The organism is Marinomonas posidonica (assembly GCF_043643765.1).
GTDB classification, from domain to species: Bacteria; Pseudomonadota; Gammaproteobacteria; order Pseudomonadales; family Marinomonadaceae; genus Marinomonas; species Marinomonas posidonica_A.
Map to the genome: position 1 here is coordinate 1 of NZ_JBHZSP010000009.1, position 24,402 is coordinate 24,402.

The following is a 24,402-nucleotide window of genomic DNA, read 5'->3' on the forward strand; positions in this document are numbered from 1 at the left end:
ACTGACCTACTCAGTATAGAAGGGGGTGTCCATTTCATTATTTTAATAGTGCGCATGCGCGTTTAGACAATTCCAAAGTTTCACCAATACCTTTATAAGCAATTGAAAAATAGTACTTTTATATATCTATTAACAAAATCTAAATATGGAAAAACGAATATGCGCGTTATTTCATTTTCCACGACCTGTTATTCTGCTGCGGATATTTTTATCTTGTTGTCACACTTTGAAGCAGCAAAAATCGAAATGCGTTCTATAAAAATAGGATGTGAGATTCAATCAGGCAGGAAAGCTCCTTCTCAATTCATTCGTACATCCTTTACCTTAGATTCATCATAGAACAGCGTTTTGAGTTTTTCCAATAAGAAATTGAGTTTTTAGCGAGTAAGAATTGGGTAATTAGACATTCGCTAGTTTTGATATTGCAGCTGTAATCAAACCTACAAACTGTTGTTCATGATGAGCTAATTTGAGGCTGCTGGACTAACCCCACCCTTGACCTCCCCTTGAAAGACATAAGGAGAGGGAACATGAGATTTGGTTTGGCCGTAGATGGTTTTGTTTGAAGGCGCTGCGCTTATCAAACCTACAGATCGTAATTTACGCTACCCTGTTTAACGGTCGATGCGATCCAAGGATTCTGACTGTTCTAGCCTTTCGGCCAACCAGACTTTTATGATGGACTGACGAGTCACTCCGATTCGACGAGCTTCTTTATCAAGCGAGTCTATCATCCATTCTGGAATGTCTACGTTGATTCTTTTTTGTTTCTGTAAAGGACGCTGGGCTTTTAACACATCAAGCTGCTCTAGCAGGTCTTCTCCTGCATCAAATTTGTCATCAAATTCTTTAGCTTTCATATAAGATTACCTCTGATTTTCTTGCGCGCCGCACTGATATGATCCTTATGTTGTTGTTCCTGTATGTGATAACAGCGGTCCAATGCTTATCATCCATACTGCCAATGACAACATACCTTTCTTCATCTTCTGTTTTGGCGGGAATTTCGAGCAACATTGAATCATCCCACAGTCTCTGAGCTTCATTGAAGTCGATTCCATGTTTAGCTAAATTCGCATCACTTTTTAGTTGGTCAAATTCAAATGCATGCATGAGTAAAAAATATGCTTTTTTTACTCATCCTGCAAGAAATGGCATTTGGTTTGATGGAATTAATTTTGTTTGATTTAGCCTGTTTGATGGCACTGCGCTTACAAGACCTACTTTTATCGCGATTTACTCTGAATTTGATTGAGGTTGCTGGTCTAACCCCACCCTTGCCCTCCCCTTGAAAGACATAAGGGGAGGGAACATGAGATTTGGTTTGGCTGTAGATGGTTTTGTTTGATGGTGCTTCGCTTATCAAACCTACAAGCTTTTTTCGCGGTTTACTCTGAATTTGTCTGAGGTTGCTGGTCTAACCCCACCCTTGCCCTCCCCTTGAAAGACATAAGGGGAGGGAACATGAGATTTATTTAGATGTGCGCTTTTAAACGTAAAAAGAGATAATCAGCTTCTTGAGGTATCGCTCGACACGTTCCTGAATGTGCGAAAGGACGAAAAGATTTTTTGGTTACTTTTGCATCGTTTGGCAAAAGTTACCCGCTCAGCAGAGCGGAATAATGCATCCCAACCAAAGTCAAACAGAAGTAAAAATAAACGCCTCGGGCAGTGCAAAACAATGCTCCCCAACCAAAGTCAAACAGAAGAAACAAACAATCTATCGGGCACAGTAAAACCCCACCCCCTCCCCTTAATAAGGGGAGGGAAATTATAACTCAATGACTCTTGCTTGCTCCGACAATGGGCTATCGATGTGACTCACTAAGATCAGCATGTCAGGTTGGTAATCATGCTGCAGGGCATAACAAATGCGTTCGATGGTGGCTTTGTCGAGGCCATCAAAAGGTTCGTCTAGCAGTAATAAGGGCGCGCGGCGCAGTAGCAGTCTTGCTAGCACTAGGCGTTTGCGTTGTCCACCAGAAAGGTCTCGACCTTGTGAGCTAAGTAAGGTGCTCAGTCCGTTTTCTAATCCCCTCACCCAGTCGGCTAATGCCACGGCTTCGAGTACGGCCCACATTTCGGCATCGCTGGCATCGGCTTTGCCTAGCATTAGGTTGGCAGCGATGCTTTGTTGGAACACATAAGGCGACTGGGGTAAGTAGCTAAGTTGCTTTTGGAAGTGCGAGTTGTCGTAAATCTCGCATTCATTTTGGTTAACATACGCCTTGCCTGTAGCTAGGCAATCCCCGGCAATTGACGCTAACAAGGTGGATTTGCCAGTACCGCTGGCACCGCGCAACCAAAGGCTGTCCCCTGTGTTGACTTCAAGGTTGATAGCTTGGTTGCCCAAGCCACTTGCTAGGTGGTAACCACGCCAATCTCGCAGTGATAAATGAGTGAGTTTTTCCAAAGCAGAAGCGGATACCGGTGGTGCGTCTTGTTGGATTTGGTTTAAGCGACGTAAGCCCACTTGTGACTGACCTTGTGCCACGAAGGATTGTACCAGTGGTAACACCAGTTCATTCACCGCCAATAAGGCCAATACTAGGCCCACTAACCAAGTACCTGATACTCCGTCTTTGAGTTGCCAGTTCATCTCGCTCATGCCTGAGCTGTTGATCATTAAGTCACCTAACAGCAAAAACACGCTGGCGAGTAAGCCGATGGAGACCATGTATGCCAATAATCGCCCTAGGCTAATGGCTTGTTGAATCATAACCTCCATGCGCTTTTGACGATTGTCGAGTTGCTCTAAACGAGCTGCGTAGTCTTGCCAATGGCCACGAATGGTGAGTGTAATTAACGCAGAAAATAAACTCACGAAACGGCCACGTCTGTGCACGCCAAGAATCTGTCCAACGTGCACAGCATGAGAGGCAAAACGGCCACACACATAAGGTAAGATAACCAAGTGACACAGCGCCGCGATCGCTAGCGGCCAGAGTAAAACAGGGTCGATGAAGTAGGCAAAAATGCTCACGCCAATATAACCAAGCAAGGCATAGAGCCAAGGCAAAAACACCACCAGCGGCCAACGGATGATTTGGTCCAGATCGCTCACCAAGCGTTGCAATAAGTCACCACGGCTTTGTTTGTGCAGATCAGCAATCGGCTTAGCGACCCGCTGATCCCACACCCAAAGTCGCAGTGTGCGCAATAAGCCTAATAAATGGTTGTGTGCGGTAACTTGTTCACCGTATCGGCCTGCTGTTCTGAGAATGGCTAAGCCGCGCACTATGGCACCCGGCGTTAGGTAATTAAACACTAAGGCGGTGCCCATCGCAGTCGCCAATCCGGCCGCCGAAATAAACCATCCAGATACGCCCAACAGTGCTACGCCTGCTATGCTGGACGCAACACCTGTGATGACGGGAATGATAAAACCCCAAGGATTGGCCAATAATAGTTTAGCGAGGGATAGTGCATTTGGCTTTTTCATCCAATCCTCCTTTATTCTCATCCAGCCCTTCTTTGTTTAGACTCCAGTGTTTGTCGGCCCAGTGAATCGGGTGTGTATCATGGCTAACAATGAGTAAGGTTTTTCCTCGGGAGACGGTTTCTAAGGTGTTTAATACGGCATCGGCGGTGTCAGCGTCCAAGCCGGAACAAGGCTCATCCAGTAACCAAACATTGGCTTTCGATAATAAGGCTCTGGCGATGGATAAACGCTGCATTTGACCGCCCGACAAACCACTACCCAACTCGGTTAAGGCGGTGTCTAAGCCATTAGGAAGCGCGGCAATAAAGTCGGCACATTGGCTATCTTGCAGTGCTTTTTGTATGCGGTTTTCGCTCGGTTCAGCAATGCCTAATAAGAGATTGCGACGAATGCTGCCGTTTACCCATTCTGGAGTTTGCGGCAACCAAGCCAATTTATTGCGCCAGTCTCGCAAGTTCAGTGTCGAGAAGGCTTTGCCTTTAATATAAAGCTGCCCTTGGTAGTTTTCCTCAAAGCCCAGTAATAAGTGCAATAAGCTAGACTTACCAGCACCAGATTCACCACTTAGCCAGACTCGCTCTCCCTGGAGAATATTACCCGTAATTGGCGACAGACGTTGTCGTCCTGTGTCTTGCCAAGCAAGTTCATGAAACGATAAATACGCCAATTGCGCTGAGCTTGGTACGTAGTCTGCTGTGATCTCCGACGCTTTCTGCATCGACAATGGCGAGTCTAAAATACTCATAAGATCGGTGGCCGCGGCTTCGGCTTTTTGCTTGGCGTGATAATCGTTACCCAACTGACGCAGGGGCAAATAAAACTCAGGGGCAAGCAACAATAAAAACATGGCTTGCGTTAACGTCACAGGCGAACTGCCCACTTGCCAAGGTAAAATTTCTAACAAGCCTAGGCCAAGATACAAAGCAATCATGGCTATGGAAATGGAAGCAAACAGTTCTAATGTGGCGGTGGATAAAAACGCCAATAACAGCACGCTCATGGTGGTTTTTTGATACGCCTTGGCGCTGTTAGACAGACGATTTCGTGCGGCTGATGTGCGCCCAAGACGTTTAAGTTCCGCCAACCCTTGGCTGAGATCCATAAATTGGTTGGACAACATGGCCAACACATTGAATTGACGACGATTCGCCTGCGCTGCTTTGTAACCGACAAAAATCATAAACACGATCACCAAAGGCGCGGTGAGTATGAAAACTAAGAAGGCCACCCATGACACAGGGGCGACCGATAACAAGATGACGCTGGGAATCAGCGTGACCATAAACACTTGTGGTTTGTAGCGACTAAAATAATCGTCCAGTGCATCCACTTGTTCATACACTCGTGTCGATAAGGCCGCGTCTTCCTCAATACGCAAACGCGCTGGTCCCAATTGCGTGAGATGGGCGATCAATTTGTGCCGCAAGCCATATCGAATGTGCTGACTGGCAGACGCACAAACGCGCTCTCGTCCATAGTTGGCGAGGGCGCGCAGTAACAAAGCAAATAAAGCCAGAAACAGGAAGGAAAGCGAAAACGCCTGTTGCAATACCATGTCCGAAAACACGTTAGCAAACGCCCACGCTTGCAGCACCAAAGCCACCGCGAACAACACACCAAACCCCTGCGCTAATCGATACTGAGCCGATTGTTGTAACGCCAGCTCTGCTAAAAAACCGGCTTCGGGGGTTTTGATACGTTTACTTTTTGACGCCTTGGAGACTGCTTTTCTTCCCGTCATAATGCTTAGTGTTGCTCCTCTTCACCTTCGTAACCGCTAAACTCTAACCACACCGCATTGATGATGCCGAAAGAGCAAGCCAATAAAATGCCCAGAATCCAAGCAAAATACCACATGATTCATTCTCCTATTTATTGATCGACTGAGAGTCAATTCTCAGCCGATCTTTCGTCAATTTATAATGACCTAAGTCTTCCTAATTTAGACTCAGTACAATGAATGTTTGTTCGCTTCGATATGTTCTTTATTCAAGCGACCGTACATAACGATATAGCTCCACAGAGTGTAACCCAATACGATAGGGACAAAGATGCAAGCAACCACAAACATGATCATCATGGTGTTTTCGCTGGAAGTCGCGTCCCACATAGTCAAACTCATGCTTGGGAAACTTGATGAAGGCATCAAGAATGGGAACATAGAACCACCGGCAGTCACAATGATGCCAGCAATGCCCAGTGAAGAACTCAAGAAGGCCATGCCACCTTTACGCTTGATGCCTGCAATCGCGGCCATCAACATGCCCAAAATACCAATCGCCGGTGCCAACATCAGAGCCGGTACTTTTTCATAGTTCGCTAACCAAGCACCTGGCTGAGTTTCCGCTGTTTTCATTAGCGGTGTCATGGCTTCATTGCCATTCACCACACTGGTGATCACATAACCATCAATACCAAGCGCCAACCACACACCCGCAAGGATAAAGAACACCGCCGCTAAGAAACCTGTGATGGACGTCGCCATACCGGCTTTACGCAGCAAGCTCCCTTCAGTTTTCATTAGCAACCAAGCGCCACCTTGAGTTACCAACATCATCAAGCTGACCAAGCCACACAAAATGGCAAATGGGTTCAGCAAAGCAAAGAAGGAACCTGTGTACGTCACACGCAGGTATTCGTCAAACTGGAAGGGCACACCTTGCAAAAGGTTACCGAACGCCACACCGAAAATGATGGGGGGCACAGCGGAACCAAATACAATGCCCCAATCCCAAGTGTTACGCCATTTTGCATTTTCCAACTTAGAGCGGTAATCAAAGCCAATCGGACGGAAGAATAAGGCTGCCAACACCAACATCATGGCAAAGTAGAAGCCAGAGAAAGATGTGGCATACACAACTGGCCAAGCCGCAAACAAAGCACCACCAGCGGTAATGAACCAAACTTGGTTGCCGTCCCAATGCGGTGCAATGGAGTTGATCATGATACGACGCTCAGCATCGTTTCCGCCGATCACTTTCAACAAGCTCCCTACGCCCATGTCAAAACCGTCGGTTACGGAGAAGCCAATCAGCAAAACGCCGACCAACACCCACCAAATGATTTTTAATAATTCGTAATCCATCTTATACCCCTTGCTTTAACTGATCAGCTTCTTGTTCAAGCGCATAGCGTCCAGTGTGTAAACTAGAAGGCCCCTGCTTCGCAAAACGAATCATCAAGTACATTTCTGCTACTAAGAAGGCAGTGTACAGAACGGTGAAACCAATGATGGTTAGCCAAATTTCGCCAGCCGTGAGATTAGAAACAGCAACATGAATCGGCAAGACCTCACCAATGGCCCAAGGCTGACGACCGTATTCGGCAACAAACCAACCTGTTTCACATGCAATCCAAGGCAGCGGTAAGCTCAATACGAACAGCTTCAATAAGGTGCGGTTTTGACCGATACGACGACGAGCATTTTGATAGAAGGCCACGCCAAACATCAGCAACATTAAGAAGCCACAAGCCACCATGATGCGGAATGAGAAGAACAAAGGTGCCACTCGTGGAATGGAATACTCTACTGCCATATCGACATCGGCGGGTGATACTCGGTTAATGTCTTCATTGAAAGCCGTCACCAGCAACCCATAACCTAGGTCGTCTTTGACCTTCTCAAAGTTTTCGATGAGCAAAGGATCTTTGTTACCAGAACGTAACTCTTCCAACAGTTGATTGGCATAGATACCGTTAATAATGCGCTGACGATTGTGCTCTTTCAGGTCTTTGATGCCCATCACTTCTTCGTCCAAAGAACGCGTAGCTATCAAGCCCATCAAACCCGGTATGCGCAAGGCAAATTCGGTTTCTTCAAGCTCTTGGTTGGGGAAGCCAATCACAGTAAAAGGTGCTGGTGCTTCATGAGTTTCCCACTCTGCCTCAACCGCCGCCAATTTCACTTTTTGTACTTCTCCCAACTCATAGCCAGACTCATCACCTAGAATGATCACACTTAGTACTGACGCTAAACCGAACGCCGAAGCAATGGCAAAAGAACGACGTGCAAAAGCTAGGTCACGACCTTTTAGTAGGTAGTAGCTGGAGATGGCCAAAACAAATACCGCACCTGTTGTGTAACCTGCGGAGACAGTGTGCACAAACTTCACTTGCGCCACAGGGTTCAATAACAAAGCGCCGAAATCCACCAATTCCATTCGCATGGTTTCGTAGTTGAAGTCAGAGCCGACCGGGTTTTGCATCCAGCCGTTAGCGATCAAAATCCATAACGCCGATAAGTTAGAACCTAACGCCACCAACCAAGTCACCATCAAGTGCTTGACCTTGCTTAAGCGGTCCCAACCGAAGAAGAACAGACCCACTAAAGTCGACTCTAAGAAAAAGGCCATTAAGCCTTCAATGGCAAGCGGTGCCCCAAAAATATCACCCACATAATGAGAGTAATAAGACCAGTTGGTTCCGAATTGGAATTCCATGGTCAAACCGGTTGTTACCCCCAAGGCAAAGTTAATCCCAAACAATTTACCCCAGAACTTCACCATGTCTTTGTAAATCTGCTTGCCCGTGATCACATAAACTGACTCCATGATCGCAAGCAAAAAGGACATCCCTAGTGTCAAAGGGACAAACAAAAAGTGGTACAGAGCAGTAAGAGCAAACTGAAACCGCGATAATTCCACTACAGCTTCGTTAATCATATGACTTCAACCCATTCATTTGATTGAGAAAAAGGCGTTTGTCGACACATTCTGGCACAGTGTTCTTTTTATCTAACGCCCACCGAAACCCCAAACATAGGTTCAAGGCTTACTATAAGAATGGATTATGAGTGCTGTTGAATTTCGAAACATTGCTGTAGATCAAGATAAAGAGATTGAAAGAAATAAGCAGGAAAAAACTTTACTTTGAAAGTAAAGAGCAATGATTATTGCTAATGATGATGTACAATCTCTAATTTTATCGATCAAGTGGTCGCGGATGACCCTAACTATTGCTATATGGACATTAATTCATGAAGGCCTTTTTTAACATGTTTGCTTTTTTACGTCTGATGACATTCGTGTCGTTGGCTGGCTTATTGCTGGCTTGTGAACAGAGTACGGATGTCGAAAAAAATGCCAACCTGACGCAACAGGTCACCAACAATCCAGAAGGTGTCCAAAATCACCTACTTTATATGGAAGGCCCAAGTGGCGACTTTAAACTCCACTATGCCAGCAGTGATCGCACGCTAACCCCAAGAGACACCCTGGTCTTTATTCACGACACAGGGGAGGATTCATCCAGCTTTCGACGCTACTTCCAAGCGGACAATGTAAAACAAAAATACCGTTTAATCGCTTTGGATCGTCCTGGTTGGGGCAAGTCCACCTACGCTGGTGATTTTCCGAGTCGCTTGGAAATGCAATCTGAAATGCTAGCGCCTGTTATCCAGAATATCTGGGAACGTAATGGCAAAGAGAAAATTTTGCTGGCCGGACAAGGTTATGGTGGCGCGTTGGCTTCTTTACTGGCCGCCGAGCACCCAAATTTTGTGCGCGGGGTTGTCTTGATCAATGCCACACTCTCCGAGCAACAAACTCAAGCCGCATGGTATGCCTCAGCCTTAAAATGGCTGCCGAGTTTTTTCTTTTCTCAGTCTTGGCAACATGCTCAATTGGAGCAGGTTGATTTGGCGTCGAGTTTACACCAAGCAAAAGTCCAATTTGCGGGTTTAACTCAACCTATCGGTTGGTTGCAGACGGTTGAGGCGGAATCGGCTCATCCGGGCACGTGTATGCGCTTGGCCAAAGACTTATTTCAACAGGCTGATATCCATCTCACCCTAATCGAAAAAGCCGACAATAAAGGCCAACAACAATATCCAGAGCAAGTCATGAGATCGGTACAAGCCATCAACATTCATAGCCGCTTGTAGAACAAACAAGCGCTTTGCTTTGTATTGCCAAAATGCCTGTTACAAAACGCAAATTGTGTATCAAACAAATCTCTTTACGCTATACCTTCAAGCATGGCTCCGATGAATTAAGTTAACGGTTATATTTTCATAACGACTTTAAAGTACATTGGATGGGACTGTCGTGACACAGTAAATTTGTGCCGCTTTAAATCCGTCATATTGGCAGGGCTTTAAAGTCATTAATCCCACCCCAAAAGCAATCGTCGCTCAGGAAGAAGGTTATTAAATAATTCGAGCAGACTCAGATTAGATAACCAAATCAATATTGGTGGTCAGAAGGCCTTCATTCATAACAAACACCATAGAAACACTGTCAGCTTCGGCAACGGACATACGGCGAAAAACACCATCGGATCGATTGCTGGGTTCATCGGCAATGTAAAATTGTGTCGTCAATTTCTCTCGGTGTCCATCCAATACCTTGACATGGATATGAGGCGTTCTACCTGGGTAAGGTGTCGGTTTGATGGTCCTAAAACGATACGCCCCATCGGCATCCGTGATGTCATAACCAAAGCCCTGAAAACCAGTATCGTACTCTATATTAGAGTCATCCCCAGGGTGCAAGTATTTACCATTCACATCACATTGCCAGATTTCAATGCGATAGCCCACCAAAGGTTGGCCCGATTTAGAACGAATGTTTCCATGCAAATGAATCACGTCTCCACCCGCTTCTTCCACCTTACCGCGCACTTTCACCAAATCATTATCGGTATCATTAAACCTCATGACTGGCGTTGGGTAGAATGGCCCTTCAGTGGCCCTCGGAGTCACGACGGCGGCTACCCCATTGCGTGCTAATGCTGCGAGCCCGGTAATCACTAAGCCGCGCCTTAAAAAGCGGCGACGTGAAAAGAAATCCATACATGCCCCCTGTTAAAATGAATGATAATATCTTCTTATAAAGGACAAGCTGGAAAGCGTTAGGTTCCCTAATTCAATGCCTGTGTTCTAAAAAATGCGAAAGCCAACCTCTTTCACATCTTGGTCTATTTGCTGGATCGAATAACAAGCCAATACTTCGCCTTCAACCTTGGTGCTGGTTTGCTTCCAAACCAAAGTGGCGATGTCACCACGTCGTAAAATCGTAAGTGGCTGCCATTCTAGATCCAAACTGGTCAGAAACTCGCTCTTCTGCCAGTGAGCCTCAACATTCTTTCTGTTATCTGGATCGTATAATTCTTCGTGCGTTTGATATTTAGAAAATAGCGTCCAATCTTTCGCATTTGCTCCCCTGATCACGTCATCAATCATTGGCTTGGCAATGCTAAAAATGTCTTCGTCTGTTCTTTCTGTTATCTTCATAATATCGACCTGAATGCTTCCTTTTATATTGGTCGTTCGAGACAAAGAATTCGCTTAACGCTGTCACGCTTTGCCCTGAACTCATTCCCTAACCGCCTCATATTTTGCCTAATGAATTATGACGTTTGCAGAGCTTTCTGTATTTCCGCCTTAATATCTAACAATAATAAGAAAGCTCCCTCTGGTGACATAGTGTAGGGGTCAAATTGATCATTTGGACTGTACTGATAATACAGCTCGGACAAGGTCTGGGTGTCTTGCAAATAGCCCATGTGCCACTCCGAAAACGATCGCTTAGGGATGGCTTGATAGTCAAGGATTTCAAGCCGCTGATGTCGCGGATCACGAGCAATACGGTGGTATATTTCGTTAACCTGCTGACGGGAACCCTCGAGGCACTGTAAAAAATACTGACGATTAAAAGACAACATGCCAGTGACATGCTGTTTAGCATTATTTCGCTCCGCAGAAGACAGAATTTGCTTGATATCCTCAGGTGAAAAGTTCTCACTAATGGTACTTGCATAAAGCAAACAAACTAGACTCATAACCCCCCTTAAGCTGTATTAAGTCATTCACGTTGATTATTTTTTTACCATAATAATTTAATCCTGCCTTAACCAGAGTGCAAGCAGGCCCGACCCGAAAGAAAAATAATGCTCAGAGGGTTACTTAATCAATCAAACCTCTGTTAAAGAAGCGGCACAAGCATCCATGTGCTTTGCTAACCGAGCGTCTTTCTCTGAAATACCAGACACATCGTGCGTGGTCAATTGGACGTTCACCTTACTGTAAACATTAAACCATTCTGGGTGATGGTTCATTTTCTCCGCGTATAGGGCCACCATAGACATAAAACCAAAAGCGGTGACAAAATCCACAAACACAAACTGCTTGGTGATTTTGCCTTCTTCTAAATGCCAACCCGGATGCGCTTGATTGAGCTCAACCAGAAGCGCTTGAATTTGAGCTTGATCGTACTTTTCAGTTTGCATTCTATTCACCTCATCGTCGTTTTGTTCATTGAAATAACATGGCGTTTAAAGATTGATGATAAGACCCATCCTTTTAATCGTGATGATTATGAAGGCTTTAATCGTGTAAATGGTCACCAGATGTAATCAAAATTAACTCTTTTATGTCAATTTGATCCACTTCCCTAGCTAATATTCCCTTGTATTCGATTAATTGTTGAACTGGCATAACAGGCAGTTCAATACCTTGATACGTTTTATAGATTGATTCTGAAAAATGGATCTCAAGCGGATGCCACGAGCCATCTTTACGGGACTGTATTTTAGTGTTTTGAGAAAGGCCAATTTCAATTTTTTGACCATGGTATATCACCTGAAAATACTCGAGATCCCAGCCATATTCCATATGATGCGCTAAAGACTTGGATATAAAGGGTTTCACATGAGGTAATATTTTATTGGCGTCGTGATTGTGGATATAAAGATCGATGTCGGCGATTTCACGCTGACCACCGTGGAGCCTTGCCGCTAAGCCACCCACAATTTGATACGTCACTTGCTCATTCTCAAGTAGGTTTTTCAACCAACACAAGGCCTGTTTGACTTTTTCACTCATTCTATTCCCTCATAAAAGACAAAACGCCCAACGAAGCACATCGGGCGTTTTGATCATTACTTACAATAGCAACCTAATATCAAGGTTAGTCGCGACTGATTAAAAAGGGTAATGCTGTTTTGGGTCTTCAATGGTAATCCAACGAAGATCGGTAAACTCAGCAATCCCTGCTTTACCACCAAACCGACCATAGCCGGAATCCCCTACGCCGCCGAACGGCATTTGTGGTTCGTCCGCCAGAGTTGGCCCATTGATATGACAAATACCGCTTTTAATCGCATTCGCACAAGCGAGCGCTCGATTCATGTTTTGCGAGAACAGAGCCGCCGATAAGCCATACTCACTATCATTCGCTACCTTGATGGCTTCGGCATCGCCATTGACTCGTATGATCGACTTAACTGGGCCAAAACTTTCTTCACTGTAAATGCGCATTTTATCATTGACACCATCCAATAAAGTCGCGGAGAAAATCGCACCGTCGCTTTCACCACCACACACTAACTTAGCCCCTTTCGATACCGCATCGTCAATTAATTGGCGCATTTTATCCGCCGACTCAGGGTTTACCAAAGAGCCAAGAACGACCTGATCACGAGGGTTCCCCCAAGGTAATTTCGATGCTTTTTGTGCAAGTTGAGCAACAAACTCGTCAGCAATACTGTCATCCACAATCAAGCGCTCTGTCGACATACAGATTTGTCCTTGGTTCATAAAAGCACCAAAGATAGCCGCGTTCACCGCGCCCTCAATGTCAGCATCCGACAACACAACCAATGGCGCTTTGCCCCCCAATTCAAGCAAAGCTGGCGTTAAGTTTTCACCCGCTAAACGACCAATTATGCGCCCTACTGAGCTGGACCCTGTAAAGTTCACATGACGGACTTCTGGCGCTTCAATCAAGGCCTTCACTATCTCTGCTGCATCACTTGGGTCATTCGATAACAAATTAACCACCCCAGCAGGGAAACCGGCTTCAAGAAAGCAATCAATGATTAATCGATGAGTCTGTGGACAAAACTCTGAGCTTTTAAGAATGACAGTATTACCACAGGCCAGTGGCGTAGCAATCGCACGGGCACCAAGAATAACCGGAGCATTCCAAGGCGCTATCGCCAAACAAACGCCTTTTGGTTTATTGACAGCCATCGCCAAGGTGCCCGGTTTATTCGCAGGAATCACTTCCCCACCCACTTGTGTGGTTAATGCCGCTGCTTCGCGAATATGGCCTGCCGCTAACATGACATTAAAGCCGGCCCAAGGACCGGTTGCTCCGGTTTCCGTGATCATGGCACTAATAAAATCATCCGCTTTTGATTCCATAATATCGGCAGCTTTATTTAACAGAGCTCGACGCTCAGAGGGCCCCACTGTCGACCAGTTAACAAATGCGTCATCGGCCGCTTTGGTCACGCTTGTCACATCGTCCACCGAAGCCGCAGCGCAGACAGAAGCCACCTCTCTGGTCACTGGGTCTAAACGGGAATAGGTTTTTGCATTGCTTGCCGCACGGTCTTTACCACCAATGCTGAATAAAACGGTTGTCATCACACGACTCCTTTCTAGGAATTAAAGGTTATAAGTTAAACTGTTCAATGGTTAACGAGGCTTCTAAGCCGCCGTCAGTGGCAAGATTATTGCCATTAACCCAGCGCGCCGCGTCAGAACATAAAAAGAGAATGGCCGGAGCGATGTCCCCAGCATGACCAGCACGCCCCACACGTTCGACATCGGAATTCACACGCTCGTCACCTAGCACCTGCCGAAATTGAGTCAAGATAGGTGTTTCTACAGGGCCAGGAGAGACCGCGTTGACACGAATACGACGAGATCTAAACGATTCTTGATGACAAGCCAGCATGGTCCATACCAAAAGGATCTCTTTTGAAATGGGGTAACCCGCTTCATTTGGGATATCGAAATCTTTCACTACCTGATTGGCATCAGGAAACCCTGCTAACTTAGCAATAGCCGTGGCACGCTGACTGTTTTCTCTCCAGCCAAAACCTGCAATAGACGCGACATTGACGACGCTACCACCGGTACGAAGCTTCGAAATCAGACCTTCCGTCAACGCTCTCAGACCAAAGAAATTAATCGCCAGTGTCGTCGCAGCACCAGATTGACCTGACACTCCAGCCACATTACACAGTGCATCAATATCATCTGGCAGCTGAATAATGAGTTGCTCCACCCCTGCTTGAGAGGAAATATCAGCCTCGATAAAACGCCCAATCACTTGTTCAGGTTTCACCAGGTCAATGCCAATCACTTCGGCACCCATTTGCGCGGCAAGCTCTGCAGTACGCCGTCCAATACCACTGGCCACGCCAGTCACTACGATCGTTTTTCCGAATAACATCATCGCTAACTCCTACTTTTTATTTTAATCATTAGGACTTAATTGGTTTTAACGTTTCTTCTGTTACTTGATACCCCACTGGAATCAGACGCAGCCCCAAACGCGACTCAATCGCGCCCCATAGTCCCTTAGGTAAAAATAAAGAACACAACACAGCAACGGCCCCCAAGCCCACCAGATACCAAACCCCGGTATCGGCAAACCATGTTTCTACAGCAAAAAACAGTAAGGCTCCGAGAATTGCACCTTCAAAACGTCCGATTCCACCGACCAGCACCATGAAAATCATGTAAGCGGTCCATTGCACGGAAAAATACGTTTTAGGTTGGAAAGATGACGCCTGCGCTAACCACAAGGCGCCAGCCACTGCGGTGCCAAAAGCGGCAAAAATAAAGAACCACTTTTTCACGGTTTGAGCATCGACACCGATCGAGTCTGCCGCTTCTTCATTGTCACGAATGGCTTGCATGGCAATGCCAGCTTTTGAACGCAGCAGGTAAAAAAGCCCAATCAACAACCCTGACATGCAGATTAACGCCGCAAGATAAATCAACACACGACGTGTTTCTATTTGATAAGCATTAAGAGAAATCAATGAGGTCCCTGTTTCCCCTTGTATTAAGGGATCAAGGTTCACCAATAAATGCCCAACCGAAGCGAGTACCCACATGCCAATACCAAATTCAGCGGCTTTTAGGCGCAACATGAACTTAGAAATCGGCCAACTCAGCAAGCCGACCAGAACAGCTGAGATGAATACAGCGGCAAATGGGGGCATACCTAGATGGGCCAAACGGATGGTGGCGTAGGCCCCCAAACCAAAAAACAACTGTTGCCCAATGGACACCAAACCACCAAAACCCGCTAAGGTATTCCACATGGCGGCCATTATGATGTAAATAAACAGCACCGTAAGTCGTTCTAACACATTGTCGGATGCGGTAAATGGTGTAATGATTAGGACCATCAATAACAGCATGACAGCCATAATGGTCATCTTGGAATAGGCATTTGACCGTTTAATACTCATAGCGGTTCACCTTTACTCTTGTTTCCGAGCCAATGTCTTAAAGTTAAAAAGTCACGATTGAGGTAAATTCTGGCGAATAAAAATAATAAGAAAACGAAGTGACCGCCTAACAGAAAACCCTGTGGATGAATCAAAGCACCAACACTTTGTGCTATCGCCAATATAATGCCGCCAAGCAATACACCCCATAAAGACCCTACACCGCCAATAATGGTTGCTTCAAACGCAAACAAGAGTTGTGGTGCGCCTGCATAAGCATCGAAAGTACCTCGTAGCCCTAATGCACTGCCCGAAATGGCCACCGTCATCATGGCAATCGCTGCGGCAATCGCCGCCGTTTTACGCGCATCAATGCCGACCAGTCCCGCGGTGTCTGGATCAAAAGCCGTCGCTCGAATTTGTCGCCCAAGAGAGGTAAAGCGTAATACCAAATCCAATCCACCAATGACGATGATCGCGGTAGCAAAAATGAGGACGGGTAACTTACCAATCCACAGGTCAAACAATTGATAGGACTCCCAACTTAAATCGCCGACATAGGACGCTAAAGTACGAGTGTTAGCGCCAAAGTGTTGAAACAATAGGTTATCAATCACAATCGAGAGACCAAAGGTACTTAACACAGGCAATAACTCTCCCCCTTTAGTCGCACGTTCTAAAATAACGCGTTGCAGCAGCCAACCAATCATCGCCATGATGGGCAATACCATTAACAGAGACGTAAAAGGGGATAAAGCTAAAGCGTCGGTCATCATCCACACCATATAAGCACTTAAAATGGCCAGTGAGCCGTGAGCTAAATTAATGATGCGCATGACTTGAAACATAAAGGCAAGGCCACAGGCAATGAGCGCATAATAGCCACCCAACAAAATTGCTTGTACGAGACTATTGATCATGAGACCTCCTGCGTCGCATTTTCTTGCAAACCAAAATAGGCCTGAGTAATTTCATTACGGTTGGTATCTTCTGTAAGCTTATCCAACACGATTCGACCTTCCAGCATACAAACCGCTCGTTTAGCAAAGCTGATTGCCCTATCTAATGCCTGCTCCACTAAGATAATGGTGGTGCCCGTATCACGCAGTGTTTCTATAGAGGCATACACTTGATCCACAACGAGAGGAGATAAGCCTAAACTCACCTCATCCAAAATAAGCAGCTCTGGATTGGACATCAAGGAGCGTCCGATGGCGGTCGCTTGTTGCTCGCCACCCGATAAACTGCCCGCTTTGGCATGACGGCGTTTGACCAAATTAGGAAAGGTTTCAAATATCCGATCAAGATCCCAGTCTCCTGACCTATTAACGGACTGTCCTAATAATAAATTCTCTTCAATGGTCATCTCTGCGAACAAACGACGTCCTTCAGGCACCAATGACAAACCTTGTTTGACTCGATCACAAGAAGGCAAATGCGTCATGCTGCGATGTTTAAAAGACAAGGTGCCAGAATGAATTGGTAATGCGCCTGCAATGGCTCTTAGCATAGTGGATTTACCAGCACCATTGGCACCGATTAACGCGATCGTTTCGCCTTGTTTTACTTCTAAGGAGACATCGCGTACTGCTCTAAATTGTCCGTAACGTACATCTAAATCTTTAACCGACAACATCAATGCTTCCCCCCATGTAAGCTCGTATTACGGCTTGATCGGACATCACTGCTTGTGGGTCACCCTGAGCAATGATCTGGCCGCTGTCCATACAAATGAGACGTTTTACGACACGCAACAAAATATGGACAATATGTTCGATCCAAACGATGCCAATACCACGCTCTTTTAAGGTCAAAATGGTATCCACTAACGCGAGAGCTTCCGCCTCTGTAAGGCCACCACCGATTTCATCCAGAAACAAAAGCTTAGGTTGCGTCGCCAAGGCACGAGCTAATTCCAAACGCTTACGGTCTAACAGACCGATGCTCTCTGCATCTCGATTAGCAAGCGGTAACATACCGCATAACTTAATGGACTCTAACGCGATGTCGTAAGCCTCTTCACGATTATTGGTTGCCGCATGAATCGCAGCGACAAAAACATTTTCAAACACAGTAATGCCTGAAAAGGGCTTGGGGATTTGATGGGTTCTCACTAACCCCTGCTTGGCACGTTGCCGCGCAGGAGAATGGGTAATCGTTTGATTATTTAGAATAATCTCGCCCTTGGTTGGAGCCTGAGCTCCCGACAAAACACTCAATAAGGTAGACTTTCCTGCCCCATTGGGTCCAACGATGCCAATGGCATCGTTGGTGTCCATGGCGAAATCAATTCCATTCAACACTTGCACTCGACCGAAAGACTTATGAATTCCTGTCGCCTGTAATTGTGAATAAGTGATATTTTCCACGGAATCGCTCCTAGCGGTTGTACGGAAGAAGCTTGTGACTTACAGGTACATTTGTATCTGTAACATTTTCCGTAATCACATAATCCAATTTGTGTTTTCCTGTGCCCTTCACCCACTGAGCGCCAATAATCGGACCAGGTGAGACATTCGGAACGGGACCAGAGGTAAAATCGATTTTTCCGCCGATGGTCGTCACGTTCAATGAGGCAATCGCATCTCGAATATCCGCGTGTGACTTCGGATTTTTAGCTTGCTTTAAGGACTCCGTAGCAGCATCCAACAGAGATAAAGTCGCTCCTAACTGCTGAGTCCATTGCTCACCTGTTTCCTTTTCCCATAAATTCGCCAGCTGCGTGCCATTTTGCCCTGTTAATGTAGAGGTATATGGAAAGCTTTTATGCCAATAAGCGGCCGAAGCAATTTTTGGCCCCAATGACCCTAGCACTTCAATGTCCGCTGGAAACAATCCCGTCTTAGCCACTTGGATGATTTTTACCTGACGATTCAGCCCCTGTTGTGCTGCTTGACGCCAGAAAGCGGCAAAATCAGGTGGAATTGGGAAAGTATTAATAATTTCAACGTTTTCAGCTTTGAACTTTGCGATCTGACTGGAAAAGTCCGTTGTCCCCGTTTCGTATGCACCAGGGTCTATTACGGTATAACCAGCTTCCTTAAAGCGTGGCACTAACGCCCCACGAATGGCACTGCCATCCGCATCATTTGGGTACATCACACCCACTTTTTTATTGGTATCGAGCAATGCCCATTGAGACATGTAGGTCTGGTAAAACTCTCCTGTCCCAAAGCCAAAATGATAAGTCCACTTGAACGGACTTGGCTTACCCGGTTTGGCACCACGACCGTAATACCAAGCTTCCCACGGCATCACAGTCGATAAGGTAGGAACGCCTGCGGCTTCGCCGGCATCGGCAACTGGATTAATGACTTCTGGGGTTGAAACCGCCAGCATTAAATCCACCCCTTGGTTGATTAGCTCTTTCGCCAGTTGTCCCGCTCGAGCAGGGTCAGATTGGCTATCACGATCAAGAATGTTGACCTTATAATGCTTTCCCTGAATGGTCATACCATCCACTAAGGCTTTGCGCGCTTGCTCTAAAATAAAGCCATCGGTTTTACCAAAGCTAGCAAGTGGTCCGGTCCTTGGACTAATAAAGCCAATATTAATGGTATCCTCGTCTGCTGCGACGACATGGCCAGATACGATCAAGCCAGTCGCCACTAATGCAGGGGCCAGTAACTTGGTCAATCCAGTATTAAGGCAATTTCGTTTATTACTTTTCATGAAAACCTCTTGTTATTTTTTTGGTTAAGGTATTGTTATTCACTTAATGGCATGTTCCTGAAAACACCGCTCTTAAGTCTGTCGGTTTACTGTAATCCAGCGCACCTCGGTAAACTCATCGACACAGGCGTCACTGCCAAAACGACCATAGCCGCTTGACTTCAGTCCACCAAAAGGCATGTAGGGATCATCTTTTACCGTGGCACCATTAATGTGACAGATGCCAGATTCAAGCTGGTTCGCTAACGTTTCTGCGAATGGCAAATCCTTCGTGAAAAGTGCCGCCGCTAAGCCATACTCACAATTATTCGCTACCGTAATGGCTTCTTCTGGGGAGTCAACGCGATAGATGCCCGCAATAGGACCAAAGCATTCTTCTGAATAAATGCGCATCATGGGGGTGATATGATCAAGCAGTGTCGCGTCTATAAATTGACCTCGTCGTGACGCTCCTGTTAGCAGTGTGGCGCCTTTATCTACGGCATCATCAATCAGAGCAGATAACCGCGAAGCAACCGAAGGGCTGGCAACAGGCCCCAGTTTTACACCTTTACGGCGTGGGTCTCCCGCCACCAATTGAGCGGCGATATCCGTCACTAGAGCAATGAATTCATCGGCAATGCTTTGCTCAACGATGATCCTGTCCGTTGCCATACAAATTTGGCCTTGATTTAAAAACGCTCCGTAAGCGGCTTCCTTGGCAGCCAATGCTAAATTGGCGTCTTTCAGTACAATTAATGGTGACTTACCACCTAGTTCTAAGAGACAGCGCTTGAGGTGTTTGGCAGCAATACCTGCGATAATTCTTCCTACTCGCGTTGAACCGGTAAAATTCACTCGGCGTACCGATGGGTTTGAAATCAAACTGGTAATCACTTCTTCTGAATGTTCTGAGGCATTCGTCATCGCCCCGATCACCCCATCAGGAATACCGGCTTCATGAAGCAACTCAGCTAACAACACATGGGTGCCGGGAGACAACTCAGAGGCCTTCAAGATCACAGTATTACCAAAGGCAAGTGGAAAGACGACGGCCCTCATGCCCAATACAATTGGAGCATTCCATGGCGCAATAGCAAGACAAACACCAGCAGGTTTGCGAACAATGTAAGAGTCTTTAGTTTGATGAAATGCACTTTGTTGTGAGGGTACTGAAGCGGTTTCTGCTGAGCATTTTTTGGATTGGTGGAACACTGCGAGATCCACCGCGGCATCAATAGCCTCTATCGCCACTTTAATATTAAAATCGACCCATTCCTGTGTCGCGCCAATCTCTCTCAACATACAGTCAGCAAAACGATCACGATATTTCGGCATCAGAGATTTAGCACGTTGTAAAATAGCGGCTCGCTCCTCAACCTGAGTAGCAGACCAAGCAGGAAAACTCGCCGTCGCAACCGCGACCATATGCTCCGCGTCTTCACGTCGACCACAAGCCACGTGAGAAGCCACTAAATCATTGCTCGGATCTAGACGATCAAAATAGCCTCCATTCATCGCTGGCTGGTGTTGACCATCGACAAACAAATTCACTTCAGGAACAGGGCGAGTTCCCAAACTGTCACTGGCAATATTCAAAATGTCATGCTCCCTGTTATTAGATTTTTTTGTAGGTAGATGAGCTAGTAACAAAAGATTAACAGCTATCCTTCCGATAAAAATGTCAATTTATGGGTTATTATTGTTAAATAATGGTTTGTTAATGGGTGTTTTTCATAAAAGGTTAGAAAATGCTGACGAACATAATTGGCTCTATGGTGCGCTTCGAAGAGATCCAACCGGGACTGCAAGCTCGTACTTTTAGTGCTGGCAGCGGTAATTTTACCGACTTTAATTTGATTGGTGTGGTACAGCGAGGCGACATTTCTATCGTCTATGAAGACGAACAACACAATGTCTTGGGCCCCTCTATTTTTTGCCTCCCACACAAAGCCAGCGCGAAAATCTTAGTGCCCGCTGGCAGTCAAATTTGGCTCATTGGCTACAGTAATGAATTGACAAATTTGGTCATGGGAACAGAATTAGACAGCACCAAACTAGAAATATTAATGCAACAACTTACTCTTACCCAATGTCAAAAAAGCGATGTTAATGACGTTTTCTTACCCCTATTAAAACTGCTTAATTTAGAAATAAGCTTCACCAAGAACCGCTCTCAAACCATCATTTGTGCCATCATTCGCATTTTACTCATCAATACTTACCGTCTGACGAATATCCAATCCATCAAGCTAAATGACTCGCCAGATGAACTGGTGTTACAGCGTTTTAGACAGCTTGTTGAAATCGAATTTAAAAACCGTAAGCCCGTCCGTTATTATTGTCAGGAGCTTAATGTCACCTATGATCGACTGCACGCCATTTGCCAACGTAACTTACAAAAACCACCATTGCAGCTGATCAATAATCGTGTGCTGATAGACGCCACGACCCGTTTAAAAAAACCGTCTGATTCCATACAAACGATTGCCAATCAATTAGGCTATAACGATGCCAGCCAATTTAGCCATTTCTTTAAAAAAGAAACGGGGCTATCCCCGAATCAATTTCGTAAAAACAACACCGCGACAGGTTCTTTAAAAGGCTCCAATTATGAATACAATTTTTCAGACTGGCCTTAACAGTATCAGGGTAATTTGAGGGCTCTTTATCCGCGTAAAACAGAGTTCATCAGTCTCTACTGAAAATCCTCGATGCGATCCAGATTGCACGAAAGAAAATAAGTCCCTTGCTGACATTACTTGAAATGAAAAAGCTTTGTGGCGCTACGCCTTGTTAAAAAAGAAGACGTAACCCGCTCAGCTTTATACAGAATTAAATAGCAAAAAAATGCTGCCTAACAAGCCAACCAGAAGAAATAAAAACACTCGCCGACAGAGAAAAAATCTAATCCCAATTACTTTTTCGCAAACTCTTGATCTGCCCTTTTTTCTTCTTGCTATCAACACGCTTCTTCTGTGAAGAACGAGTCGGTTTGGTTGGACGGCGGGCTTTTTGTACCTTGATGGCATCTAGAATGAGTTCTTTGAGACGTGCTAAAGCGTCTTCTCGATTCAGCTCTTGGGTACGATGCTGCTGAGCTTTGATCACAATATCGCCGTCTTTCGTAAGACGTGAGTCTTTCAATGCGAGTAAGCGCTCTTTATGAAATTCCGGCAAAGAGGAGCTGGCGACATTGAAGCGCAGATGAATGGCGGAAGAGACCTTGTTGACGTTTTGTCCGCCAGCGCCTTGTGCTCGAATGGCGGTCAATTCGATTTCGTCATCGGGTATGGCAACCGCGAGGGATATTTGCAACATAGTCGGTTCATTCTTTGTCTATTTAATTGATAGCAAAGAGTATATCAGTATTTGTAATTTGTGACTTTACGGCATCGTTTCGCGCGTTTTTATCCGCTATACTGGGTGTTTTATTTTGGCTAAATTTAGGAGTGTCATGTGACTCAATTCCGCCCTTGTATCGACTTGCATCAAGGTAAGGTTAAACAAATCGTTGGCGGCAGCCTCAATGATGAAGGCGCTACAGAGAACTTCATCAGTGAGTACGATGCGGAGCATTATGCTCGCTTGTACCGTGAACATGGTTTAACGGGGGGTCATGTGATTGCGTTAGGCAAAGGCAATAAAGATGAGGCCATGAGCGCCTTACGTGCCTACCCTAACGGCTTGCAATATGGCGGTGGCGTGAAAGATACCAATGCCGCTAGTTATCTAAACGCTGGCGCTTCTCACGTTATTGTAACGTCTTACTTATTTGAAAATGGCGAATTCTCTTGGGATCGCCTTGATAAAATCAAACGTGAAACCGGTACAGACCGTTTAGTATTAGATTTAAGTTGCCGACGTACTGCAGACGGTTGGTTCATTGCCACGGATCGTTGGCAAACCATTACCTCAACGCAAGTTAATCATGATAACTTGGTGGAATTAGCCAATCATTGTGACGAATTTTTGATTCACGCGGCCGATGTAGAAGGTTTGCAAGCAGGCATTGATGAAGACTTAGTCAGCCTACTAGGAAAGGCCAGCCCTGTGGCCGTCACCTATGCTGGTGGTGCGCGCGCTTTGCAGGATTTAAAACGTGTTCATGAATTGTCTGCAGGACAAGTGGACTTAACCATTGGCAGTGCTTTGGATATTTTTGGTGGTAAAGGGGTAACCTTGGACGAATGCATTCTGTGGAATCAATCCCAAGCATAATACCTTGCTCAAGCCTTACCACAGACAAGCTTTACACTTTATTTAGTCAAATTCGACTGGGATGTCGACTTGGCTTATCTCGACATCAAGTGCCGCATACCGCATACTTGGTGTCTGTATTTTTTCCTAATTCTCAGGACGGTTAGATGTCAATATTTCGTAGTGGCCTGTTACTTGTGACGCTCTTTTTGAGCGCTTGCTCGATGCCCATTTTTTCTCCTCAACCAGACGCTACTGACCAAGTTAAAGACGCCGCAACAGATTTGATGATCCCCAATCAACAAGTAGTTATCGAAGAGCCAGCAAAAGCGACTGGCTATGCGGAAGACTTGGCAGATTTAAACAAGTATCAGCAAAGTGCTGAAAAGCATTATCACGCATTAAACGATCGCCTTGGCAGCGCCAGTAAGCCACCGAGAATCATTGAGGCCGATCTATTATCTCGTGAAGCCTTGCAAGCCAGTATTCAACAATTGCGCACATACATAAGCCAAACCAATACCGAATTGGCCGCATTGGATGCCCGCGTAGGTGAGCGTCAACAAATGCCGATCAGCGGCGATCTGGCACGTTTGTTCTTATCTGAAACCACGGTCAATGAAGCGGTAGGCAGTTTTAAGGCGCAACCTCTCATTGGTCAATGGGTCCGCGGCGAATCCCGAGTCATTCGTTTAAAAGACAATTTTTTGTTTGAGAGCCCGAATTCAGAAGACGTAACCATTACTTTTTCTGAACGATATCAAATTTTGATCAATGGCCAAGTCGTGATGACGGTGTCGCCTCAAAGAGCCAAGAACAGCGCTAAGTTTCAAGTCCCTACTCAGGATCAAAGCGGCTCATTGATTGGTAAATTGGATTATCGCCTGGTCAACAACTAAGCGATTCCTATGATCAAC

At 45.8% G+C, this 24,402-nt stretch carries 26 protein-coding genes; 5 read left to right on the forward strand and 21 right to left on the reverse strand.

The annotated features are described in order from the left end of the window. Positions 1–614: 614 nt before the first annotated feature. Both brnA and ACHUFM_RS11190 read right to left on the reverse strand, forming a co-directional pair. Entirely contained in the window at positions 615–860 is a 246-nt protein-coding gene (brnA, locus tag ACHUFM_RS11185) for a type II toxin-antitoxin system BrnA family antitoxin (RefSeq protein WP_394182330.1), read from the reverse strand. After that, positions 850–1,113, reverse strand: a complete 264-nt coding sequence (locus ACHUFM_RS11190) for a BrnT family toxin (RefSeq protein WP_394182331.1) — start codon at positions 1,111–1,113, stop codon at positions 850–852. Before ACHUFM_RS11190 ends, brnA begins: the two co-directional genes overlap by 11 nt. Before the next feature lie 11 nt (positions 1,114–1,124). Between ACHUFM_RS11190 and ACHUFM_RS11195 the strand changes: the two genes are divergently transcribed. Then, on the forward strand, positions 1,125–1,292 hold the full coding sequence (locus ACHUFM_RS11195) for a hypothetical protein (RefSeq protein WP_394182332.1): 168 nt from the start codon (positions 1,125–1,127) through the stop codon (positions 1,290–1,292). A gap of 479 nt (positions 1,293–1,771) precedes the next feature. Here the strand turns inward: ACHUFM_RS11195 and ACHUFM_RS11200 are convergent, their stop codons facing one another. The 5 genes from ACHUFM_RS11200 to ACHUFM_RS11220 form a co-directional block, all read right to left on the reverse strand. Further along, positions 1,772–3,442 carry an amino acid ABC transporter ATP-binding/permease protein gene (locus tag ACHUFM_RS11200; protein ID WP_394182333.1) on the reverse strand — a complete coding sequence of 557 codons (1,671 nt, stop codon included), beginning with the start codon at positions 3,440–3,442 and terminating at the stop codon, positions 1,772–1,774. Continuing rightward, positions 3,411–5,183: a thiol reductant ABC exporter subunit CydD gene (gene cydD, locus ACHUFM_RS11205; protein ID WP_394182334.1), complete on the reverse strand. Its 1,773-nt coding sequence runs from the start codon at positions 5,181–5,183 to the stop codon at positions 3,411–3,413. Before cydD ends, ACHUFM_RS11200 begins: the two co-directional genes overlap by 32 nt. A 5-nt stretch (positions 5,184–5,188) precedes the next feature. After that, positions 5,189–5,299 carry a cytochrome bd-I oxidase subunit CydX gene (cydX, locus tag ACHUFM_RS11210; RefSeq protein ID WP_113873953.1) on the reverse strand — a complete coding sequence of 37 codons (111 nt, stop codon included), beginning with the start codon at positions 5,297–5,299 and terminating at the stop codon, positions 5,189–5,191. 91 nt (positions 5,300–5,390) lie between these two features. Next, positions 5,391–6,527: a cytochrome d ubiquinol oxidase subunit II gene (cydB, locus tag ACHUFM_RS11215; RefSeq protein ID WP_394182335.1), complete on the reverse strand. Its 1,137-nt coding sequence runs from the start codon at positions 6,525–6,527 to the stop codon at positions 5,391–5,393. A 1-nt stretch (position 6,528) separates the two neighbouring features. Further along, positions 6,529–8,103, reverse strand: coding sequence for a cytochrome ubiquinol oxidase subunit I (locus ACHUFM_RS11220; RefSeq protein WP_394182336.1), 1,575 nt, complete (start codon positions 8,101–8,103; stop codon positions 6,529–6,531). Between the two features lie 314 nt (positions 8,104–8,417). Between ACHUFM_RS11220 and ACHUFM_RS11225 the strand changes: the two genes are divergently transcribed. After that, complete coding sequence (locus ACHUFM_RS11225; RefSeq protein ID WP_394182337.1) at positions 8,418–9,323, forward strand: alpha/beta fold hydrolase; 906 nt, start codon at positions 8,418–8,420, stop codon at positions 9,321–9,323. Positions 9,324–9,611: 288 nt separating this feature from the next. Here the strand turns inward: ACHUFM_RS11225 and ACHUFM_RS11230 are convergent, their stop codons facing one another. The 13 genes from ACHUFM_RS11230 to ACHUFM_RS11290 all read right to left on the reverse strand — a co-directional run bounded on the left by ACHUFM_RS11230 (position 9,612) and on the right by ACHUFM_RS11290 (position 20,884). Beyond that, entirely contained in the window at positions 9,612–10,232 is a 621-nt protein-coding gene (locus tag ACHUFM_RS11230; protein WP_394182338.1) for a dioxygenase family protein, read from the reverse strand. 87 nt (positions 10,233–10,319) lie between these two features. Further along, positions 10,320–10,673 carry a hypothetical protein gene (locus tag ACHUFM_RS11235; protein WP_394182339.1) on the reverse strand — a complete coding sequence of 118 codons (354 nt, stop codon included), beginning with the start codon at positions 10,671–10,673 and terminating at the stop codon, positions 10,320–10,322. A gap of 116 nt (positions 10,674–10,789) precedes the next feature. Continuing rightward, positions 10,790–11,221 carry a BLUF domain-containing protein gene (locus ACHUFM_RS11240; RefSeq protein WP_394182340.1) on the reverse strand — a complete coding sequence of 144 codons (432 nt, stop codon included), beginning with the start codon at positions 11,219–11,221 and terminating at the stop codon, positions 10,790–10,792. 132 nt (positions 11,222–11,353) lie between these two features. After that, entirely contained in the window at positions 11,354–11,668 is a 315-nt protein-coding gene (locus ACHUFM_RS11245) for a 4a-hydroxytetrahydrobiopterin dehydratase (RefSeq protein ID WP_394182341.1), read from the reverse strand. Positions 11,669–11,765: 97 nt separating this feature from the next. Beyond that, complete coding sequence (locus ACHUFM_RS11250; RefSeq protein WP_394182342.1) at positions 11,766–12,263, reverse strand: nucleotidyltransferase domain-containing protein; 498 nt, start codon at positions 12,261–12,263, stop codon at positions 11,766–11,768. Positions 12,264–12,362: 99 nt separating this feature from the next. Next, the gene (locus ACHUFM_RS11255; RefSeq protein WP_394182343.1) at positions 12,363–13,811 is read right to left on the reverse strand and encodes an aldehyde dehydrogenase; all 1,449 of its coding nucleotides are present in this window, start codon (positions 13,809–13,811) and stop codon (positions 12,363–12,365) included. A gap of 28 nt (positions 13,812–13,839) precedes the next feature. Further along, positions 13,840–14,628 (reverse strand): coniferyl-alcohol dehydrogenase, encoded by a 789-nt coding sequence (locus ACHUFM_RS11260; protein ID WP_394182344.1) that lies wholly within the window; start codon positions 14,626–14,628, stop codon positions 13,840–13,842. A gap of 28 nt (positions 14,629–14,656) precedes the next feature. Next, positions 14,657–15,655 carry a branched-chain amino acid ABC transporter permease gene (locus ACHUFM_RS11265; RefSeq protein ID WP_394182345.1) on the reverse strand — a complete coding sequence of 333 codons (999 nt, stop codon included), beginning with the start codon at positions 15,653–15,655 and terminating at the stop codon, positions 14,657–14,659. Continuing rightward, positions 15,652–16,554: a branched-chain amino acid ABC transporter permease gene (locus tag ACHUFM_RS11270; protein WP_394182346.1), complete on the reverse strand. Its 903-nt coding sequence runs from the start codon at positions 16,552–16,554 to the stop codon at positions 15,652–15,654. The genes ACHUFM_RS11265 and ACHUFM_RS11270 overlap by 4 nt, the downstream gene beginning before the upstream one ends. Beyond that, positions 16,551–17,270, reverse strand: a complete 720-nt coding sequence (locus tag ACHUFM_RS11275; protein WP_394182347.1) for an ABC transporter ATP-binding protein — start codon at positions 17,268–17,270, stop codon at positions 16,551–16,553. Before ACHUFM_RS11275 ends, ACHUFM_RS11270 begins: the two co-directional genes overlap by 4 nt. Beyond that, on the reverse strand, positions 17,257–18,003 hold the full coding sequence (locus ACHUFM_RS11280; RefSeq protein WP_394182348.1) for an ABC transporter ATP-binding protein: 747 nt from the start codon (positions 18,001–18,003) through the stop codon (positions 17,257–17,259). The genes ACHUFM_RS11275 and ACHUFM_RS11280 overlap by 14 nt, the downstream gene beginning before the upstream one ends. A 10-nt stretch (positions 18,004–18,013) precedes the next feature. Then, positions 18,014–19,306 (reverse strand): ABC transporter substrate-binding protein, encoded by a 1,293-nt coding sequence (locus ACHUFM_RS11285; RefSeq protein ID WP_394182349.1) that lies wholly within the window; start codon positions 19,304–19,306, stop codon positions 18,014–18,016. Positions 19,307–19,378: 72 nt separating this feature from the next. Beyond that, positions 19,379–20,884, reverse strand: a complete 1,506-nt coding sequence (locus ACHUFM_RS11290) for an aldehyde dehydrogenase (protein WP_394182350.1) — start codon at positions 20,882–20,884, stop codon at positions 19,379–19,381. Positions 20,885–21,036: 152 nt separating this feature from the next. Here ACHUFM_RS11290 and ACHUFM_RS11295 point away from each other — a divergent pair, with 152 nt between their 5' ends. Next, entirely contained in the window at positions 21,037–21,927 is an 891-nt protein-coding gene (locus ACHUFM_RS11295; RefSeq protein ID WP_394182351.1) for a helix-turn-helix domain-containing protein, read from the forward strand. Positions 21,928–22,192: 265 nt separating this feature from the next. Here the strand turns inward: ACHUFM_RS11295 and arfB are convergent, their stop codons facing one another. Beyond that, positions 22,193–22,606 carry an alternative ribosome rescue aminoacyl-tRNA hydrolase ArfB gene (gene arfB / locus ACHUFM_RS11300; protein ID WP_394182352.1) on the reverse strand — a complete coding sequence of 138 codons (414 nt, stop codon included), beginning with the start codon at positions 22,604–22,606 and terminating at the stop codon, positions 22,193–22,195. Positions 22,607–22,744: 138 nt separating this feature from the next. Here arfB and hisA point away from each other — a divergent pair, with 138 nt between their 5' ends. Next, complete coding sequence (hisA, locus tag ACHUFM_RS11305) at positions 22,745–23,506, forward strand: phosphoribosylformimino-5-aminoimidazole carboxamide ribotide isomerase (protein WP_394182353.1); 762 nt, start codon at positions 22,745–22,747, stop codon at positions 23,504–23,506. Positions 23,507–23,652: 146 nt separating this feature from the next. Beyond that, on the forward strand, positions 23,653–24,384 hold the full coding sequence (locus tag ACHUFM_RS11310) for a hypothetical protein (RefSeq protein ID WP_394182354.1): 732 nt from the start codon (positions 23,653–23,655) through the stop codon (positions 24,382–24,384). The last annotated feature ends 18 nt before the right edge of the window (positions 24,385–24,402 follow it).

Bases quoted from the DNA above. Each gene is read 5' to 3' on its own strand.
- ACHUFM_RS11200 (WP_394182333.1), bottom strand. From the start codon at position 3,442: ATGAAAAAGCCAAATGCACTATCCCTCGCTAAACTATTATTGGCCAAT.
- ACHUFM_RS11295 (WP_394182351.1), top strand. From the start codon at position 21,037: ATGCTGACGAACATAATTGGCTCTATGGTGCGCTTCGAAGAGATCCAA.
- ACHUFM_RS11310 (WP_394182354.1), top strand. From the start codon at position 23,653: ATGTCAATATTTCGTAGTGGCCTGTTACTTGTGACGCTCTTTTTGAGC.
- ACHUFM_RS11190 (WP_394182331.1), bottom strand. From the start codon at position 1,113: ATGCATGCATTTGAATTTGACCAACTAAAAAGTGATGCGAATTTAGCT.
- ACHUFM_RS11230 (WP_394182338.1), bottom strand. From the start codon at position 10,232: ATGGATTTCTTTTCACGTCGCCGCTTTTTAAGGCGCGGCTTAGTGATT.
- ACHUFM_RS11240 (WP_394182340.1), bottom strand. From the start codon at position 11,221: ATGAGTCTAGTTTGTTTGCTTTATGCAAGTACCATTAGTGAGAACTTT.
- ACHUFM_RS11195 (WP_394182332.1), top strand. From the start codon at position 1,125: ATGCTTTTTTTACTCATCCTGCAAGAAATGGCATTTGGTTTGATGGAA.
- ACHUFM_RS11225 (WP_394182337.1), top strand. From the start codon at position 8,418: ATGAAGGCCTTTTTTAACATGTTTGCTTTTTTACGTCTGATGACATTC.
- arfB (WP_394182352.1), bottom strand. From the start codon at position 22,606: ATGTTGCAAATATCCCTCGCGGTTGCCATACCCGATGACGAAATCGAA.
- ACHUFM_RS11265 (WP_394182345.1), bottom strand. From the start codon at position 15,655: ATGAGTATTAAACGGTCAAATGCCTATTCCAAGATGACCATTATGGCT.
- ACHUFM_RS11250 (WP_394182342.1), bottom strand. From the start codon at position 12,263: ATGAGTGAAAAAGTCAAACAGGCCTTGTGTTGGTTGAAAAACCTACTT.
- ACHUFM_RS11270 (WP_394182346.1), bottom strand. From the start codon at position 16,554: ATGATCAATAGTCTCGTACAAGCAATTTTGTTGGGTGGCTATTATGCG.
- ACHUFM_RS11235 (WP_394182339.1), bottom strand. From the start codon at position 10,673: ATGAAGATAACAGAAAGAACAGACGAAGACATTTTTAGCATTGCCAAG.
- cydD (WP_394182334.1), bottom strand. From the start codon at position 5,183: ATGACGGGAAGAAAAGCAGTCTCCAAGGCGTCAAAAAGTAAACGTATC.
- ACHUFM_RS11220 (WP_394182336.1), bottom strand. From the start codon at position 8,103: ATGATTAACGAAGCTGTAGTGGAATTATCGCGGTTTCAGTTTGCTCTT.
- ACHUFM_RS11275 (WP_394182347.1), bottom strand. From the start codon at position 17,270: ATGTTGTCGGTTAAAGATTTAGATGTACGTTACGGACAATTTAGAGCA.
- ACHUFM_RS11245 (WP_394182341.1), bottom strand. From the start codon at position 11,668: ATGCAAACTGAAAAGTACGATCAAGCTCAAATTCAAGCGCTTCTGGTT.
- cydX (WP_113873953.1), bottom strand. From the start codon at position 5,299: ATGTGGTATTTTGCTTGGATTCTGGGCATTTTATTGGCTTGCTCTTTC.
- cydB (WP_394182335.1), bottom strand. From the start codon at position 6,527: ATGGATTACGAATTATTAAAAATCATTTGGTGGGTGTTGGTCGGCGTT.
- brnA (WP_394182330.1), bottom strand. From the start codon at position 860: ATGAAAGCTAAAGAATTTGATGACAAATTTGATGCAGGAGAAGACCTG.
- ACHUFM_RS11255 (WP_394182343.1), bottom strand. From the start codon at position 13,811: ATGACAACCGTTTTATTCAGCATTGGTGGTAAAGACCGTGCGGCAAGC.
- ACHUFM_RS11260 (WP_394182344.1), bottom strand. From the start codon at position 14,628: ATGATGTTATTCGGAAAAACGATCGTAGTGACTGGCGTGGCCAGTGGT.
- ACHUFM_RS11285 (WP_394182349.1), bottom strand. From the start codon at position 19,306: ATGAAAAGTAATAAACGAAATTGCCTTAATACTGGATTGACCAAGTTA.